The 16,774-nt window shown below is 64.5% G+C and carries 13 protein-coding genes; 5 read left to right on the forward strand and 8 right to left on the reverse strand.

Going from position 1 to position 16,774, the window contains the following annotated elements:
* Positions 1-59: 59 nt before the first annotated feature.
* Positions 60-1,886: an SLC13 family permease gene (locus EO094_RS09950; protein ID WP_128292154.1), complete on the forward strand. Its 1,827-nt coding sequence runs from the start codon at positions 60-62 to the stop codon at positions 1,884-1,886.
* A gap of 6 nt (positions 1,887-1,892) precedes the next feature.
* Here the strand turns inward: EO094_RS09950 and EO094_RS09955 are convergent, their stop codons facing one another.
* Positions 1,893-2,708, reverse strand: a complete 816-nt coding sequence (locus tag EO094_RS09955) for a GGDEF domain-containing protein (protein WP_128292155.1) — start codon at positions 2,706-2,708, stop codon at positions 1,893-1,895.
* Between the two features lie 338 nt (positions 2,709-3,046).
* Between EO094_RS09955 and EO094_RS09960 the strand changes: the two genes are divergently transcribed.
* Entirely contained in the window at positions 3,047-5,794 is a 2,748-nt protein-coding gene (locus tag EO094_RS09960) for a cation-transporting P-type ATPase (protein ID WP_128292156.1), read from the forward strand.
* Between the two features lie 63 nt (positions 5,795-5,857).
* On the opposite strand, the gene EO094_RS09965 is transcribed toward EO094_RS09960, so the two are convergent.
* Together EO094_RS09965 and EO094_RS09970 are read right to left on the reverse strand one after the other, a co-directional pair.
* The gene (locus tag EO094_RS09965; RefSeq protein WP_128292157.1) at positions 5,858-7,081 is read right to left on the reverse strand and encodes an ImmA/IrrE family metallo-endopeptidase; all 1,224 of its coding nucleotides are present in this window, start codon (positions 7,079-7,081) and stop codon (positions 5,858-5,860) included.
* Positions 7,082-7,083: 2 nt separating this feature from the next.
* Positions 7,084-7,377 carry a type II toxin-antitoxin system HigB family toxin gene (locus EO094_RS09970; RefSeq protein ID WP_128292158.1) on the reverse strand — a complete coding sequence of 98 codons (294 nt, stop codon included), beginning with the start codon at positions 7,375-7,377 and terminating at the stop codon, positions 7,084-7,086.
* Positions 7,378-7,981: 604 nt separating this feature from the next.
* Between EO094_RS09970 and EO094_RS09975 the strand changes: the two genes are divergently transcribed.
* Positions 7,982-9,415, forward strand: a complete 1,434-nt coding sequence (locus EO094_RS09975; protein WP_128292159.1) for an MFS transporter — start codon at positions 7,982-7,984, stop codon at positions 9,413-9,415.
* 215 nt (positions 9,416-9,630) lie between these two features.
* Positions 9,631-10,935, forward strand: coding sequence for a nicotinate phosphoribosyltransferase (gene pncB / locus EO094_RS09980; protein ID WP_128292160.1), 1,305 nt, complete (start codon positions 9,631-9,633; stop codon positions 10,933-10,935).
* A gap of 52 nt (positions 10,936-10,987) precedes the next feature.
* Here the strand turns inward: pncB and EO094_RS09985 are convergent, their stop codons facing one another.
* Positions 10,988-11,347 carry an HNH endonuclease gene (locus EO094_RS09985; protein WP_246008459.1) on the reverse strand — a complete coding sequence of 120 codons (360 nt, stop codon included), beginning with the start codon at positions 11,345-11,347 and terminating at the stop codon, positions 10,988-10,990.
* A gap of 65 nt (positions 11,348-11,412) precedes the next feature.
* Positions 11,413-12,891, reverse strand: coding sequence for an alanine/glycine:cation symporter family protein (locus EO094_RS09990; RefSeq protein WP_128293271.1), 1,479 nt, complete (start codon positions 12,889-12,891; stop codon positions 11,413-11,415).
* Between the two features lie 310 nt (positions 12,892-13,201).
* Here EO094_RS09990 and EO094_RS09995 point away from each other — a divergent pair, with 310 nt between their 5' ends.
* Positions 13,202-13,882, forward strand: coding sequence for an HAD family hydrolase (locus EO094_RS09995; RefSeq protein WP_128292161.1), 681 nt, complete (start codon positions 13,202-13,204; stop codon positions 13,880-13,882).
* Between the two features lie 42 nt (positions 13,883-13,924).
* Here EO094_RS09995 and EO094_RS10000 read toward each other — a convergent pair whose 3' ends face one another.
* From EO094_RS10000 to EO094_RS10010, 3 genes are all read right to left on the reverse strand, one after another.
* Positions 13,925-14,152, reverse strand: a complete 228-nt coding sequence (locus EO094_RS10000) for a sulfurtransferase TusA family protein (RefSeq protein WP_128292162.1) — start codon at positions 14,150-14,152, stop codon at positions 13,925-13,927.
* A gap of 180 nt (positions 14,153-14,332) precedes the next feature.
* Positions 14,333-15,019 carry an endonuclease/exonuclease/phosphatase family protein gene (locus EO094_RS10005; protein ID WP_128292163.1) on the reverse strand — a complete coding sequence of 229 codons (687 nt, stop codon included), beginning with the start codon at positions 15,017-15,019 and terminating at the stop codon, positions 14,333-14,335.
* Positions 15,020-15,131: 112 nt separating this feature from the next.
* Positions 15,132-16,655, reverse strand: coding sequence for a phospholipase D-like domain-containing protein (locus tag EO094_RS10010; RefSeq protein WP_164879618.1), 1,524 nt, complete (start codon positions 16,653-16,655; stop codon positions 15,132-15,134).
* Between the last annotated feature and the right edge of the window lie 119 nt (positions 16,656-16,774).

Raw genomic sequence — 16,774 nt, forward strand, 5'->3', positions numbered from 1 at the left:
GCGCTATGGCGGGGGAATGCACCCCGTCCTTTTGCCGTATCAGCCCCTCTGAACCGATTATGACGACCGACCTTGCCCTCGTCCTGGCGCTTCTCGGCGCCGCGATCGTGATGTTCGTCGCCAACCGCCCGCGCATGGATGCGGTGGCCGTGATCATGATGGTGGCGCTCCCCTTCACGGGCGTGCTCACCGTTTCCGAGGCGCTGTCGGGCCTGTCCGATCCCAACGTCGTGCTGATTGCGGCGCTCTTCATCATCGGCGAGGGCCTGGTGCGCACCGGCATTGCCCAAAGGCTCGGCGAGCGCATCGTGGCGCGCGCCGGCGGCAACGAGGCGCGCCTCATCGTCTTGTTGATGGTGACGGTGGGGCTGGTTGGTTCGGTGATGAGTTCGACGGGCGTGGTGGCGCTCTTCATCCCGGTGGTCCTGCGCGTCGCCCGCTCTGCCGATCTCGCGCCCGGCCGCCTGATGATGCCATTGAGCGTCGCCGGTCTCATCAGCGGCATGATGACCCTCGTGGCGACGCCGCCGAACCTCATCGTCCATTCCGAACTTCTGCGGCAGGGTTTTGAAGGTTTCGGCTTTTTCGCCATCACGCCCTTCGGCGTGCCGCTTCTCGTTCTTGCCATCGTCTACATGCTCTTTGCCCGCCGTCTCCTGCCCGGCAAGCCGAAGAAGGCGGGCGGGGCGGTGCGTCCGCATCTCTCCGACTGGGTGGAGGAATATGGGCTCGCCGGGCGCGAGGGGCGGCTGCGCATCGAGCCGGGTTCCTCGCTCATCGGCCACCGTCTCAAAGATCTCAATTTGCGCTCCACCTCGGGCGTCAACGTCATCGCGATTGAGCGCGGCCGAGGCTTTGCCCGCCATCTCATCCGCCCTCTGGCGCAGACGCAGCTGCATGTGGGCGACATCCTCTTTCTCGATGTCTTCGTGCCGACGATCGACATCGACGATGTCTGCCAGCGTTTCGGCCTCGCCCGGCTGCCGCTGTCCGGCGCCTATTTCACCGACCGTTCGCAGGAAATCGGCATGGCGGAGATGATGGTGCCGGTGGAATCGAGCCTGATCGGCCGCACCGTCGTCGAGGCGCGCTTTCGCTCCGAGACCGATCTCGCCGTCGTCGGCCTGAAACGCGGACGCAAGGCAGTGACGACCTCGATCCTCGACGAGCCCCTGAAGCTCGGCGACACGCTTCTCGTCTTCGGGCCGTGGCGGGCGATCCGCGCTTTGCAGGCGGAGGGAAGCGACACCATCGCCCTCAATTTGCCGGCAGAACTCGACGATGCCCTGCCGGCGCCGGGGCGCGCGCCCTATGCACTTGCGGCGCTCGCGCTTCTCGTCGGGCTGATGGTGTCAGGGGTGGTGCCGAACGTGCAGGCGGCGTTGATCGCCTGTCTCGTCATGGGGCTTTTCGGCTGTGTCGACATGACGAGCGCCTACCGGTCGATCCATTGGCAGAGCCTCGTTCTCATCGTCGGCATGCTGCCCTTTTCGCTCGCTTTGCAGAAGACGGGGGGCGTCGATCTCGCCGCCGATGCGCTGTTGTCGGTCGTCGGCGACGCCGGTCCGCGTGCCGTTCTCGTCGGCATCTTCATCGTGACGGCGGCGTTTTCGCTGTTCATTTCCAACACCGCGACGGCGGTTTTGATGGCGCCGGTCGCCGTTGCCGTCGCCGTCGAGCTTCACGCCTCGCCCTATCCCTTTGCGATGACGGTCGCGCTTGCGGCCTCGTCCGCCTTCATGACGCCGGTCTCGTCGCCGGTGAACACGCTCGTCATCGGGCCTGGCGATTACACCTTCATGGATTTCGTGCGCGTCGGCGTGCCCTTTGCCGGCATTTCGCTCGTTGCCACAGTGACCCTCGTTCCCTGGCTCTTGCCGTTCTGACGGGGGTCAGCTCGCCGAAGCGAGGTTCTGCGTAACGAGCCTGAGTGCTGGGGCCGCGCTCGAGGCGGGTCCGACGGCGACTCGATTGCGCCCGCCGCGCTTTGCCTCGTAGAGGCGCTCATCGGCGAGACGGTAGAGGTGGTTGAAGGTGCTTCCGCCCGAGACGCTGGCACCGCCGATGCTGACGGTGAGCTGGTGCGGACATTCCTGCGGTGCAAATGAAATCGTTTCCACCTTGCGGCGAATGCGTTCGGCGATTTCGCCGGCATCGACGGTGTCCGGCAGGAAGACGCCGAATTCTTCGCCGCCGAGCCGGCCGACGAGATCGTCGATGCGCATGCTGGAGCGGATCGCCGCCGCGATGACGCACAAGGCTTCGTCCCCGCATTGGTGGCCGAAGCGGTCGTTGATGCTCTTGAAACGGTCGGCGTCGATGACGAGGAGGGTGCCCGGACGCCTATCCGCCGAGCCGCCCTTCGTTTCGCCAGGATTGCCGACGCCATGCAACCAGTCGTCGACGAGACTTGAGAAGGCTCGCCGCGTGAGACAGCCGGTGAGCCCGTCGAGCGAGGCGATCGTGTTGAGGCGATGATTGGTCTTCGCGAGCTGTCGAAGTTTCAGCGACAGATAGAAGAAGGACGGGAAGGCGAGGATGAACGCCACCACGGCGGAGCTGAACAACGCGCGCGTCAGCGCCGGATCGCCGAGGTCGCGAAACATCAGGAAATTGAAGGAAACAGCGAAGACGACGCAGAAAAGAGTGCCGAGCGTCGTCCAGCGCAGGATCTGCATACGTCCCCGCGGAGATACGTCTGAAAGCATGGGTGCGCCGAACCTTCCGTTCCGCCACGGAAACTAGCCCCTATTCCTGAACAGGACTTTGGCGAGTTCGCAAAATTTGTAACTGTTTGCGGGCGTAGCTCGCAACTTATGGCGGCGGGTGCTGAAATGCGGGGATCGGAGGGGCGCGACATATCGCCGGCCGGCTTTGACCGGCGTGGCGGCCGACGCCACTTCAAGGGTGATGCGGCGTGTGACCCCCGGCGTGACCCCCGGTGTGACCGACGCGCGACCCCGGTGTGACTGTGTCTTTAGGCCATCGCGCCGGCAGAAAGTCTCGGGGACGGCAGCGCCCGCAGTCTGGCGGGCGGGAGGTTCGGATGGTGCGGGACATCCGGAAAGAGGGACGCGACGAGACGGCCCTGAGCCGCGGCCCCGCCGCGGAGGCGCGAGCCGATGTCGCCGTTCATGCCGCGCCGATGGAAACGGTGTTCGACGCACTTGGCGCAAGCCGAGACGGGCTGAGTGCGGCGGAGGCGGCCGACCGGCTTGCCCGCTTCGGGGAAAACCGCCTGCCCGTCGCGAAGCCGCGCGGACCGCTTCTGCGTTTCCTCGCCCAGTTCAACAATCTTCTGATCTTCGTGCTGCTGGCGGCGGCGGTGGTGACCGCGTGTCTGGCGGAATGGATCGACATGTCGCTGATCCTCGGCGTCGTCGTCATCAACGCCGTCGTCGGCTTCATCCAGGAGGGGCGGGCGGAAAAGGCGCTCGAGGCGATCCGCGGCATGGTGAGCCCGCATGCCTCCGTCCTCCGCGACGGGCGGCGCCTCACCGTGCCGGTCGAAGAGCTGGTGCCCGGCGATATCGTGCTTCTGGAGGCGGGCGACCGTGTGCCTGCCGATCTCCGGCTCTTCCGCGCCCGCGGGGTTCGCATCGAGGAGGCGGCGTTCACCGGCGAATCTGTGCCCGCCGACAAGGCGCTGGGCGAGGTCGCGGCGGATGCGCCGATCGGCGACCGCAGCTCGATGGCGTTTTTCGGCACGCTCGTCGTCAACGGCCAGGGGGCGGGCGTGGTCGTCGCGACCGGGGAAGCGACGGAGCTCGGCCATATCACGCAGCTTCTCTCCTCGGTGGAGCAGCTGACGACGCCGCTTCTGCGCCAGATGGACATTTTTGCGCGCCAGCTCACCTTCGTCATTCTGGGCGCTGCGATACTCGTCTTCCTGTGGGGAATTTTCCTCACCGGATATCCCTGGGAAGAGGCCTTCATGGCGGTGATCGGGCTTGCGGTGGCCGCGATCCCGGAAGGCCTGCCGGCGGTGATGACCATCACGCTCGCCATCGGCGTGGAACGCATGGCGCGTCGCAACGCCATCATCCGCCGCCTGCCGGCGATCGAGACGCTGGGCTCCGTCTCCGTCATCTGCTCCGACAAGACCGGCACCCTGACGCGCAACGAGATGATCGTCTCCTCCGCGATCCTGGCCGATGGCGAGATCGAGATCGTGGGGTCGGGCTATGCCCCGGAGGGTGAGCCCATCAGAAACGGCGAGCCGGTCGACAAAGAGGCGCATTTCGCGCTCGGGCTTCTCGCCCGCGCCGCCCTTCTCTGCAACGATGCGAGCCTGCGCCAGACGGAGGACGGCTGGGTCGTCGAGGGCGACCCGATGGAGGGGGCGCTCGTCACCTTTGCCGCGCGCGCCGGCTGGCACTGGGAGACGACGCGCGGCGCCTTTGAGCGGCGCGACGAGCTGCCCTTCGATTCCACCACCCAGTTCATGGCGACGCTGCACCAGGAGGACGATGCCCGCATCGTCTATGTGAAGGGCGCGCCCGAATGCGTGCTTCAGATGTGCGACCGCCAGGTCGACGCGGACGGCGAAGTGCCGCTCGACCGGGCGAAATGGCAAAGCCATGTGGAGATGCTGGCGGCGGACGGGCGCCGGGTTCTGGCCTTCGCGGCCAAAGTGGTGGGCGACAGCGTCGACGCGCTGTCACCGGCCGATGTGGAAGAAGGGCTGAGCCTCATCGGGCTTGTCGGGCTCATCGATCCGCCGCGCGAGGAGGCGCGCGAGGCCGTCGCCGATTGCAGGCGCGCCGGCATCGCCGTGAAGATGATCACCGGCGACCATGCCGCGACCGCCGGTGCGATCGGCCGCAGGCTCGGCTTGAGCGGCGAGGTCGCCGTCTTGACCGGACCCGAGCTCGATCAGATCGGCGAGGCGGACTTTCCCGCCCGGATCGCCGCGACGGACGTGTTCGCGCGCGCCAGCCCCGCCCACAAGCTGCGCATCGTGGAGGCGCTGCAGGCGCAAGGCGCGGTCGTCGCCATGACCGGCGACGGGGTGAACGATGCGCCGGCCCTGAAGCGGGCCGATGTCGGTGTCGCGATGGGGAAAAAGGGCACGGAGGCCGCCAAGGAGGCGGCCGACATGGTGCTTGCGGATGATAATTTCGTCTCGATCGTCGCCGCCGTGCGCGAGGGGCGCACCGTCTACGACAATCTGAAAAAGGTCGTCGCCTGGACGCTGCCGACGAATGGCGGCGAGGCGGCGGCGATCATCGGCGCCATGCTGTTCGGCCTGACGCTGCCGGTGACGCCCGCCCAGATCATCTGGATCAACATGGTGACGGCCGTCACCCTCGGGCTGACGCTCGCCTTCGAACCGACGGAGCCCGGCACCATGGCAAGGCCGCCGCGAAAGCCGGACGAGCCGCTCGTCTCGCCCTTCCTGTTGTGGCGGATCGTCTTCGTCTCGGGGCTCTTCGTCGTCGGGCTGTTCGGCATGTTCAATTGGGCGCTCTGGCGCGACGAGAGCGTGGAGACGGCGCGCACCATCGTCGTCAACACCATGGTGGTGATGGAAATCGCCTATCTCTTTTCCATCCGCTACATCGGCGGCCCCTCGCTCACCTGGCGCGGCCTGATGGGCACGCGCGCCGTCTTGATCGGTGTCGCGATCCAGGTCGCGGCGCAGCTTCTCTTCACCTACGCCCCGCCGGCGCAGTTCGTTTTTGCAAGCCGCCCGCTGTCGGCGAGCGAAGGCGCGATGATCCTCGGGGTGGGTGTCGTGCTGTTTGCGGTGCTGGAGGTGGAGAAGGGGATGATGCGGCGGTGGAGGGGGTGAGACCCTCGGCCTCCTGACGGGTTCCAACAAGCGGGCGCCGTTCAGGGCGCTCCGCTCAACCGCTCAGGCGGCATTCTCCATCAGCAAACGCCCGACTTCCTTTGCACCGACGAACTGCGACAGGAGGCGGTAGTTGTTTCTCTCGTGACGGATGCGCCCTGCGACGATCGCAGGATGAACGCCGGCTTCGTGTGCAAGAGAAAGGATGTTGCGCACATTCGGGTTGGAACGCGCTGGATGTTTCTCCCAGAGGTCAGATGGGATCAGAGCTTCTTGGGCCCATTCGTCCGCTTCACGCTCGCGAACGTCATCGCGGTCATGGTTGCGTTCGCGCAGTTGCAGGTCGTCGATGAACATCTCGTCGTTGCCTTCGAGGAAATGGCGGCCAAGATGCGCGAGTTCGTGCAGGAGGCAGAACCAGAAGTTGTCGAGGCGGTCGTATCGGATCGTCATGCCGACTACCGGCACGTTTTCGACGGTCCAGAGTGCCGCGCCGTCGAGATAGGTTCTCGGCATATGGGCGGCGACGACCAAGGCAATGCCGTGCTGCGCGAGCTTCTCCCTCGCCAGCTTCGGCCCTTCGTCGAACGTGCTCAAACGGGCCAGGTCGCGCAGGAATTCAAGATCGATCGTGCCTGTCTCGTAGCGACCCTCGAGATCGACGTCGCGAGCTCTGCACAGAACGTGGAGACACCAGGCCTGTAGGGCATTGATGTCCGTTTTGGCGTTCGCACGGGCGCCGTGACCCTGGCGGAAGAGCGCTTTCGGCAAAGCTTTCGAGCCGCCCGCACAGGCGATCAGGCTTTGCACGATCTCTTCCGCATGGTCTTTCAGGTTTTCTGTCTTCTTGATCCAGCCACGCCGCGCCATTTCCGTGAGGGGAAAGCGGTCGAGATCGATCCCGGAGGGAGCATTCGGCAAGCCCCCGTCGCCGATCAGGATATCGGCGGGAATGCCAAGATGTTTGTGCAGGGCACGGATCATCTTCAGCGTGAGATCCCGCTTGCCGCTGAGAACCTCGGAGGCTTTGGCGCGGCTTCCGAAGATCGGTGCAAGATCGCTCTGGTTCATGTCGAGCTGCTGCATGCGAAACCTGATGGCCTCGAGCGGGTCGGGCGTGTCCATGGGAAAATGCCGATCCTCATAGACTTCGACCAGCGTCGCGAGCACGTCGAGTTCGTCGTCTTCTGCCGGAGAGCGGCCCATCTCCATGAGCGCTTCGACACGGGCGAGAGCGGCGGCATAGTCCTGGTCTGAATGAATGGGCCGAATACGATAGTCACTCATCGTCACACCTCCTCCGCATTGATCTGGTCGTACTCCTTATGGGTCCCCAGAAAGCGGACAAATCCGATCCTCTTTGCGTAGTCGAACTTCACGATAAGGCGATATTTGTTCCCGCAGATGTTGAAGACCACGCGCCCGCCTTTGAGAATGCTCGCATTGCGGTATTGAGCCTTGATGTCTGCCGGCGATGCCCATTCCGCCCGCCTGGCCTCTGCCCACCACACATCGAGTTGCGCCTTCGCATCGGGAAAGCGCTCCCCGAAAGCGATCAGCTTGGGCCGAGCAATGATCCTCATATATGAGGTTTATACAGGGGGCCATTACGACGTCAATTTAATATGTTCCCGTAATGGGAGCAACTCAAGGTGCGCGAGAATTGCACGGAGTTGTCGAGGGCTGAGCCGCCCCGGCTGAGATCCAAACGACCGATTGATCCCATCTCACCCCCGTGCCGTACCCGAGCCATCCGCGTGTCGCTTTCCGGCAAGCTTGCAGAGAGCGTCTCGGGCATGGGGGCGGCGGTGTCTGCGCGGGCGGCGTTTCGGTCCGGTTGAGCCTGTCTTGAGTCTTCAGGATGGGGTTGTTCTGGCCGCTGTCATCGTCACTTTGCTGGACATCGCAAAAATCCGCGAAATCTAGGTTCCTGGTCGACACGCCTGCGCGGCGTGCGAGCGAGCCGCCGAGCGACGACTTTGGGCGAAGGCTGGGCTGAAAAGCCGGCCGGAGACCTCGGGCGGGGTGAAGGCGGGGGGGGGGCCGTGATCGTGGTCAACGTGATCGCGCTGAACGTGAGCGTGGTGAAAGTGACCGTGGTGAAGGTGATCACGGTGAAAGTGAGCGCGGTGACATTGAACGCCGCGACATCGGCGACCGAAATGCAGGCAGGCATCGGGGAAAAATATGTTTCAGCTCGTCACGAGCGTCTGGGCGCTTCTCTTCGGTGTCTTCCTGATCATGGTCGGCAACGGCATGCAGTCGACGCTGATGGGTGTGCGCGGCGACATCGAGGGGTTTTCGACGTTCGAGCTGTCGCTCGTCACCTCGGGCTATTTCCTGGGCTTTCTGGTCGGCTCGCGCTGGACGCCGGAGATGATCCGCAAAGTCGGCCATGTGCGGGTCTTCGCAGCCCTCGGCTCCTTGATGTCGGCGGGGCTCATCGCCTTTCCGCTTCTGACCGATCCGTGGTCGTGGACGATCCTGCGCCTGATGCTCGGCTTCTGCCTGTCGGGCATCTATGTGACGTCGGAAAGCTGGCTCAACGACCGCGCCACGAACGAGACGCGCGGCATGCTGTTGTCGTCCTATATGGTGGCGCAGATGCTCGGCATGGTGGCGGGGCAGGGGCTTTTGAATTTCGGCGATGCGGCGGGCTTCTCTCTGTTCGTCTGGGCGTCGATCCTCGTCTCGCTCGCCTTCACGCCGGTGCTCTTGTCGGCCGTGCCGATCCCGGCGGTGCAATCGCCCAAAGCGATGTCGCTGCGCCAGCTCTACGATCGCTCGCCGACGGCGGCGGTCGGCACGCTGGTGCTCGGCGGCGTGCTGGCGGCGCAGATGGGCATGTCCCCGGTTTATGGCGCCAAGATCGGGCTCGATGTGCGCGAGATCTCGGCGCTCGTCGCCGCCCTCTTCACCGGCTCCTTCCTGTTTCAGTTTCCGGTCGGGCGGATGTCGGATTTCATGGATCGGCGCGTCCTGATCCTGACGCTGTCGGCCGTCGGAGCGGTGACCTGTGGGGTCGCCTTCACACTGTCGGGAAACCTGATCGCGCTTCTGGCGGCCGGTCTCGTTATGGGCGGTATGGCAAGCCCGCTCTACTCGCTCCTGATCGCCTACACGAACGATTACCTCGACCATGAAGATATGCCGGCAGCCGCGAGCGGCATGGTTTTCATCTATGGGGTCGGCGCGGTCGCAGGCCCGCTGATGACCGGTCAGGCGATGGATCTCGCCGGCCCGCAATTCTTCTGGGTCATCCTGGCCGCGCTCTTTGCGATCATCGCGGTCCATACCGGGTGGCGCATGTCGCAGCGTCCGGCCCCGGCCGGCGATGATTCCGCCTATGTCAGCGTGCTGCCGAACTCGTCGACCGTCGCCGTCGAGGCGGCCTATGAATGGTACACCGAGGCAGCCTCGGAGAGCGGCGAGGAGGAAGGCGCCGAGACCAAATCGGACCACGGCGAGGGCGCGTCGGAAACCGATCAGGCGGCCTCGGATGGCGACGAGCCGGCCCCGGAGGGCGAGGAGCCGGCGCCGGAAAACCTGCAGCACAAGGAAGATTACGGGCCGGAATACGTGGACGACGACGAGAACGCGCCGCCCGAAAAGGATCGTTAGTCCGATCGTTTTTTGAGGTCATATCGCCCGCTGGCGCCGGTTCGCCGTGCGCAAAACCCTCCCGGCGGGTTTCATCCCCCGGCACCGCCGCGGCTTTTTGGCTTTCGCCGTTTTCTCCACACGCCAGGAATGCTTGACTGTGCCGCCCCCAGGGGCTTGCCTTTCGGGGACGGCCCTTCTCCCCCCTGGCGTCGAAGAAGACGGAACATCCTTGAATGGCGACGACCGATCTCGCGAGCCGCGTTTACGATCACACCTGGAAGCTCGACCCGATCGTTCGCTCCCTGCTCGACACGGATTTTTACAAGCTCTTGATGTTGCAGATGATCTGGCGTCTGCATCGCGACACGCAGGTGACTTTCTCGCTGATCAACCGCACGCGCCGGGTGAAGCTTGCCGAAGAGATCGACGAGGCGGAGCTGCGCGATCAGCTCGATTATGCCCGCTCGCTCACCTTCACCAAGAAGGAGATGATCTGGCTCGCCGGCAATTCGTTTTATGGCCGCTCGCAGATCTTCGAGCCGGAATTTCTCGCCTGGCTCGCCAAATTCCGCCTGCCGGAATACGAGCTGAAGCGCGTCGACGGGCAGTTCGAGCTCGATTTCCACGGCCCCTGGACGCACACGACGATGTGGGAGATTCCGGCGCTCGCGATCGTCAACGAGCTCCGGTCGCGCGCCGCCATGCGCCCGATGGGACGCTTCGCGCTCGACGTGCTCTACGCCCGCGCCAAGGCGAAACTCTGGGACAAGGTGGAGCGGCTGCGCCGGCTGCCGAATTTGCGGCTCTCCGATTTCGGCACGAGGCGGCGGCATTCCTTTCTGTGGCAGCGCTGGTGCGTGGAGGCCTTGAAGGAGGGGCTGGGCGACGCCTTCATCGGCTCCTCGAACGTGCTTCTGGCCATGGATGCGGATCTGGAGGCGATCGGCACCAATGCGCACGAGCTGCCGATGGTGGAGGCGGCGCTGTCGCCGGACGACGCGGCGCTTCGGGGCGCGCCCTACCGGGTGCTGCGCGAATGGGAGACGCTCTACGGCGGCAATCTTCTGATCGTCCTGCCCGACGCCTACGGCACGACGGCGTTCTTGAAGAACGCGCCCGACTGGGTCGCCGACTGGACCGGCTTTCGCCCCGATTCCGCCCCGCCCATTCCTGCGGGCGAGGAGATCATCGCCTGGTGGCGGTCGAAAGGGCGCGATCCCTCAGAAAAGCTTCTGATCTTCTCTGACGGCATGGACGTCGATACGATCGAGGAGACCTACCGGCATTTTTCCGGCAGGGCGCGCATGTCCTTCGGCTGGGGCACCAATCTCACCAACGACTTCCGCGGCTGCGCGCCGGAGCCCTGCGGGGCGCTCGATCCGATCTCGCTCGTCTGCAAGGTGAGCAGCGCCAATGGCCATCCGGTCGTCAAGCTCTCCGACAATCCGCGAAAGGCGAGCGGGCCGGAAGAGGAGATCGAGCGCTATCTGAAGGTCTTCGGCTCCAAGGGCCGCATCGACCGCGAGGTTTTCGTCTGAGGTTCTGCGCGAGCCCGCGCGGCTGCGTGGCGGGCCGACCTGTCTGTCGCAATCAGCGCCGGGGATGCGTCGGGGCGTGAAAATCCGGCGGCTTGTTGGCGATCCAGGCGAGAAATTTTTCTATCTTCGGATGGGCGGAGAGGGGCGTTCCTTCCGTCTCGAAGCGGGCAAGATCGGCATTCGAGAAGACTGCGTGGAGCGTGCGGTGGCAGATCGGATGGATCGGCACCGTCTCCCGCCCGCCGCGGCTTTTGGGCACCGGATGATGCCATTCGACGCGCCGCCCGAGCGGGCGCCCGCACAGCCAGCAGGTGTCGGTCGAGGGATCGCTTGAGACCATGTGGCAGGCGAGATAGGTGCTCCGAGCCGCAGAATAAAGCGATCCGTGCCTCGAGACTGGGGGCGCCGACACGGATCCGACGCCCCCAGGGTGATTATGGCCGCCCAGACATGACCGGCCCAGATATGACCGGGTGGTCAGGCGCGGCCGGAGCCGGTCTCTTCGTCGCCCGGCACCTCGTTTCTCTTGGCGAGATCGCCATGGCGCGTCCAGATCGTGCCGTCGATCTTGCCGGCGAGCTCCGGGTAGAAGTCGTTGTCGAAGACCGGCTCCTGGCCCGATTTCTTCTGCTTGAAGTAATCGTGCGTGAGCTTGGTGACCGTCCCGGACAGGGCGACGATGGCGATGAGGTTGATGGTGGCCATCAATCCCATGGACGCATCGGCCGTGTGGAAGACCGTGCGCACCGATTGCAGCGATCCCCAGATCACCATCAGGAGCGCGGCGACACGCAGGACGGTGAGCCCTCCCTTGCCGCCGAAACCGAGGAAGGTCATGGCGTTTTCGGCATAGGAGTAATTGCCGAGGATGGAGGTGAAGGCGAAGAAGAAGATCGCCACGGCGACGAAATAGACGCCCCAATCGCCGATATGGGCGGAGAGCGCGTTCTGCGTCAGCTCCGTCCCCGTCACCTCCTGGCCGGGCGTGTAGACGCCGGACAAGAGGATCATCAGCGCGGTCGCCGAACAGATGAGGAGCGTGTCGATGAAGACACCGAGCGCCTGCACCATGCCCTGGCTGGAGGGATGATGCGGGTCGGGCGTGGCCACGGCGGCGATGTTCGGCGCCGAGCCCATGCCCGCCTCGTTGGAGAAGAGGCCGCGTTTCACACCGTTGAGCAAGGCCGCGGCAAGGCCGCCGGTGACGCCGCCTGCCACTTCCTCGAGCCCGAAGGCGCTTTTGACGATGAGCGCCAGGACCCCCGGCAATTCGGCATAGTGCACGATGAGCACATAGAAGGCGACGATGAGGTAGGCGATCGCCATGAACGGCACGACGATCTCGGCCACCCGCGCCACCTGCCGGATGCCGCCGAAAATGACGAGACCGGACAGAAGCGCGAGGCCGAGCCCGATCCACAGTTTCGGAATGCCGAAGGCCGCCTCCACCGCATCGGCGATCGAATTCGCCTGCACGGCGTTGAAGACGAGGCCGAAGGAGAGGATCAGGAAGACCGAGAAAAGCCCGCCGAGCCAGGGCAGGCGCAGGCCGCGGGCGATGTAGAAGGCGGGCCCGCCGCGATAATCGCCCTCTTCGTTGCGCACTTTGTAGAGCTGGGCGAGCGTCGATTCCGCATAGGCCGTCGCCATGCCGACGAGCGCCACCATCCACATCCAGAAAATGGCGCCCGGTCCCCCGAGGGTCAAAGCGACGGCAACGCCGGCGAGGTTGCCGGTGCCGACGCGCGAGGCGAGCGACACGGTGAGCGCCTGCAAGGGCGAAATGCCGGCTTTGTCGCTGGAGCGCGAGCCGCGCACGACGCGCAGAAACTCCGGAAAATGACGAAACTGAATGAAGCCGAGCCTGAGGGTGAAGAACACCCCGACGGCCAACAAGCCGTAGATGAGAACGTAGCTCCACAAAATGTCGTTGGTGAAATCGATCACAGCGTCCAGCATCCCAACCCCTCGCTGAATGAGCCTCTTTTCGAGCCCGAAAAACCTGCCTGGCGCAGAATTTCTTAGTTCGCAAAGAAGGTAAGTTTCGACGGCGGTGTGAGTTGCTTGGAGAAATGTATAATGATGATAAAAACTGTGGAGTCTGAAGAACGGCGGGGGTTTAAGGCGTGCCTGGAGGCCAATACTGCATAGCCAAGTGACTGATCGGCAAAGGTTTGATCGTCGAAGCGCGGCCAAAGGTCCGGCGCGAGAACGGCCCCGTTCGTGAGGTCGTGAAACGGCGAAAGAATCGTCCTAGTTTGCCGTCATGTCCTACCGCATCGTTCTCATCGATTTCGACGGCACGCTGGCCGACACCCGCCAATCGGTCGTCACCTGCCTGCGCCAGACGCTGTCAGAGCGCGGCTTCGACATGCCGGACGGGCAGAAGATCAAGGAGGTGATCGCGGCGGGCCTGTCGCTCGATCAGGCCGTGGCCGTCCTGGTGCCGCAATTGGCGCCGGACGAGACCTCACAGTGCGTTGTGGCCTATCGCGACAAGTATCCGGCGATCGATGCTGAACATACGCAGCTTTTTGAGGGCGCGCACGAGACGCTCGCGGCCTTGAACGCCGCGGGAATGGCGGTCGTGGTCTTGTCCAACAAGGGCGTGAGAGCCATCGAGGCGACGCTCGACCGCTTTGAGATCGAGGTGAGCGCCATCATCGCGGCGGAGCCGGGCGCGCCGATGAAGCCCGATCCGGCGGTCTTTCATGAGCGGATCGCGCCGCTTTTCGGCGCGCGGCCCCTCGGCGATTATCTGATGGTCGGCGATACGCGGGCCGACCTCGCCTTTGCGAAAGCGGCCGGCATCGCCGCCTGTTTCGCCCGCTACGGCTATGGCGATGCGTCAGACTGCCTGACGCTCGCGCCCGAGCATGTCATTGCAACGCTCGGCGAGCTAAAAACGCTCGTCTGCGGGCCGCCTGCGGTGACGGAAAAGGTGTGAATGAGGTCTGCCCGCCCCGCAGGCCGTTCAAGTCAGTTCAAATCAGTTGCAGCGTTTGATGACGAAGGTGAAGACGTCGCCCTCCGTGCGCGATTCCATTAGTTCGTGACCGCTCGTCTGGCAGAAATCCTGAAAATTTCTGACGGTGCCGGGATCCGTCGCGACGACTTCGAGCGTGCTGCCGGAGGGCAGCTCTTCCAAGACTTTCCTGGCGCGCAAGAGCGGCAGCGGGCAATTGAGCCCTTTCGCGTCGAGAACCTGATCAGCCATGTTTTCCTCCCGCCTTCCGGCCGCAATGCCGGTTAGGAATCAAATGGCCCCCGGCAAGGGGGTTGCCGACGTGACGCAATGGCACAGCGTGCCGTTTTCGAGGCTCCGATCCGGGCGTGACGCAGGCCGAGGAAGCGGCCGCGCGGGGCCGGTTTTCCTGGCGTGGCGGCGCAAACGAGGTCAGGCGCGGGCGGTGGCGGCCAGATCGATGTCGGCGATCAAAGGTAGGTGATCGGAGGCACGCCGCCCGGCGGGGTCGACGAAGCTCTTTGCGATGAGGCCGGCGGGGCGCCCATAGATCCGGTCGAGCGATAGAAAAGGCAGATGCGCCGGAAAGGTTCGCTCCGGCGTGCGCTCGGGCAGGGCCTGAAGGAGAACCTGCCGCACGGCGCCGCGCCACTGCCATTCGTTGAAATCGCCGAGCATGATGGTGGCCGAAGCTTCCGGACGCGTGATCTCGGCGGCGAAGCTCGCCTGATGGCGCCTTTCGGCAAAGCCGAGCCCGAAATGCGCTGCGATGACATGCAGCTTCCCGCCGGGGGCATCAACGAGTGTGTCGATGACGGCCCGTCTCTCACGGCCTTCCATGGAGATGTCGTGGGTGCGGATGTCGGTGAGGGGAAAGCGGCTGATCAGCATGTGGCCGAATTCGCCGTCCGGTGCGATGATCGTCTTGGCATGCGTCGCATAGCCACCAAGCCCGTCGGCGAGATCGTCGAAGGCGGAGATCGCCTCGGCTGCGCTGCGGCGTGAATCGACCTCCTGCAGCGCAACGACGTCTGGGTCGTGTGCCGCGACGATTTCCTTGACGCGATCGAGGTTACGCCGTCCGCCCCAGGGGGCGCCGCCATGGATGTTCCAGGTCATGACGCGCAGCTGCGTCCTGGATCCCGGCTTTTCTGTCGTTTCGGAAGGCTCTCGTGTCTGCACCTGGGCATACGCGGGGCCGGGCGCTGCGGTTCCGGCCGAGATCCCGGACCTAGCCGCTTTTGCCGCGCCCGTGCGGACTGCCCTTGCGCCTGATGCGCCCGAAGAGAGCGATCGGACCGCGCGGATCGAAGAGGCGCGTGCCGGGCATCAGCTTCTTGGCGCCATGCGTCGTCACCTCGGGAAAATCGATGAGGCGCTTGTTGTGGGTGTTGAGCCGGTCGATCACCTTCACCAGCGTGCCTTCTTCCGCGCTCACCTGGGCGAGCGTGTCCGGCGTGCAATCGAGATGCTCGGCAAGCAGCCGGTCGCGCAATTGGCGGATGACACGTCGGCAATCCTCGTCACGGGCTTCGATGGCGAGATCGCATTCCTTGTCGAGGCCGGTGGAGCGCCGATTGAGGTTGGAGGAGCCCACCCGCAGCAGCCGGTCGTCGATGATGAGAACCTTGGCATGCACCATGATTTCCAGATGCGGATCGACGGAGGCCACCGGATGATAGATGCCGAAGCGGCCATAGCGGTCGCATTGGCGCAGACGCCGGATCATGCGGTTCAGATTGCCGCCCATGAACCAGCCTTCGATCATGCCCTGATTGGCGCGCGTGATGACGGCGACGACCTCCGGCCCGTCCTCTTCGGCAAGCCGATCTTCGAGAATATCGCCGACCTTGTCGTCTGAGAGATACTGGTTCTCGATATAGATCGTATCGCGCGCGGATTTGAGAGCATCGAAGGTGAGGCTCTCGATCTCGCGCACCTCACGGTCTTTCTCGATGGCGGGCACGGTGCGGGCGATGCCGATGTCGATATCGCTGAAATCCGGATCGAGATCGTCCGGCCAGAGATCTTCGATGCCGCCTGATCTGCCGTCTTCGGGCAGGTTTTCCGCCGATGGAATCGCCGCTTTCTCCTCCGTCGCCGCCTCCCAATGACCGCGGGCGAGCTCGGCGATCGAGCGGGCGACGGGGCCGTCGACCATCATCATCATATCGTGGATCGGATCGTAGGAATCGCCGTTCACCGTCTGCCTCGCCGGCTCGTCCGGCTTGTGGCGGCTCGTATCCCAGCGGTTGATGGTGAGATCGATGCCGCCGACGAAGGCGAGCACGCCGTCGATGACGACGATCTTGCGGTGCTGCACCCCATAGGACGGGTGATGGTTGTCGAGATGCAGCGCGATGCGCGGATGCTCTTCCCAATCGGCGCCGACGATGAGCGGCAGGGCGGCGCTCGGCGTGTGCACCGGCGACAGGTTCCAGATCAGGATCTGGACCTGAAGGTCGTCCTTTTCTTCCACCAGCGAGCGCAGCAGCGTGCCGAGCGTTTCGGAGCCTTCCTTGTCGGGGCGCAATTGCGCGCTCGCGTCGAAATCCCAGCCGATGATCAGGATCGAGTGCTTTGCCTTGCGCAACGCCTCGTCGAGACGGCGGAAATACGCGGCACCGTCGATGAGGAGGCTCGCACGCCGCGCCTTGTCGATACGCCAGCAATTGTGTCCGGGCTCCAGGATGGGTGCGAACGAGCTTGCGGACTGCCTGGCCCCGTCATCTGGAGATGGGCGGGCACGGGACATGTCGGTTTCGGTCGAGCTTTGCGGCAAAGGCATCCTCGAAAGCTTGAAAAATTGTGCTGATACGCACCTCATCTGCGGCGCCAAGAGATGAACGCAAGGGGCCGCGGTTCGATCCTGGC

Origin of the sequence: Afifella aestuarii (assembly GCF_004023665.1) — a bacterium.
In the GTDB taxonomy this organism is placed as follows: Bacteria; Pseudomonadota; Alphaproteobacteria; order Rhizobiales; family Afifellaceae; genus Afifella; species Afifella aestuarii.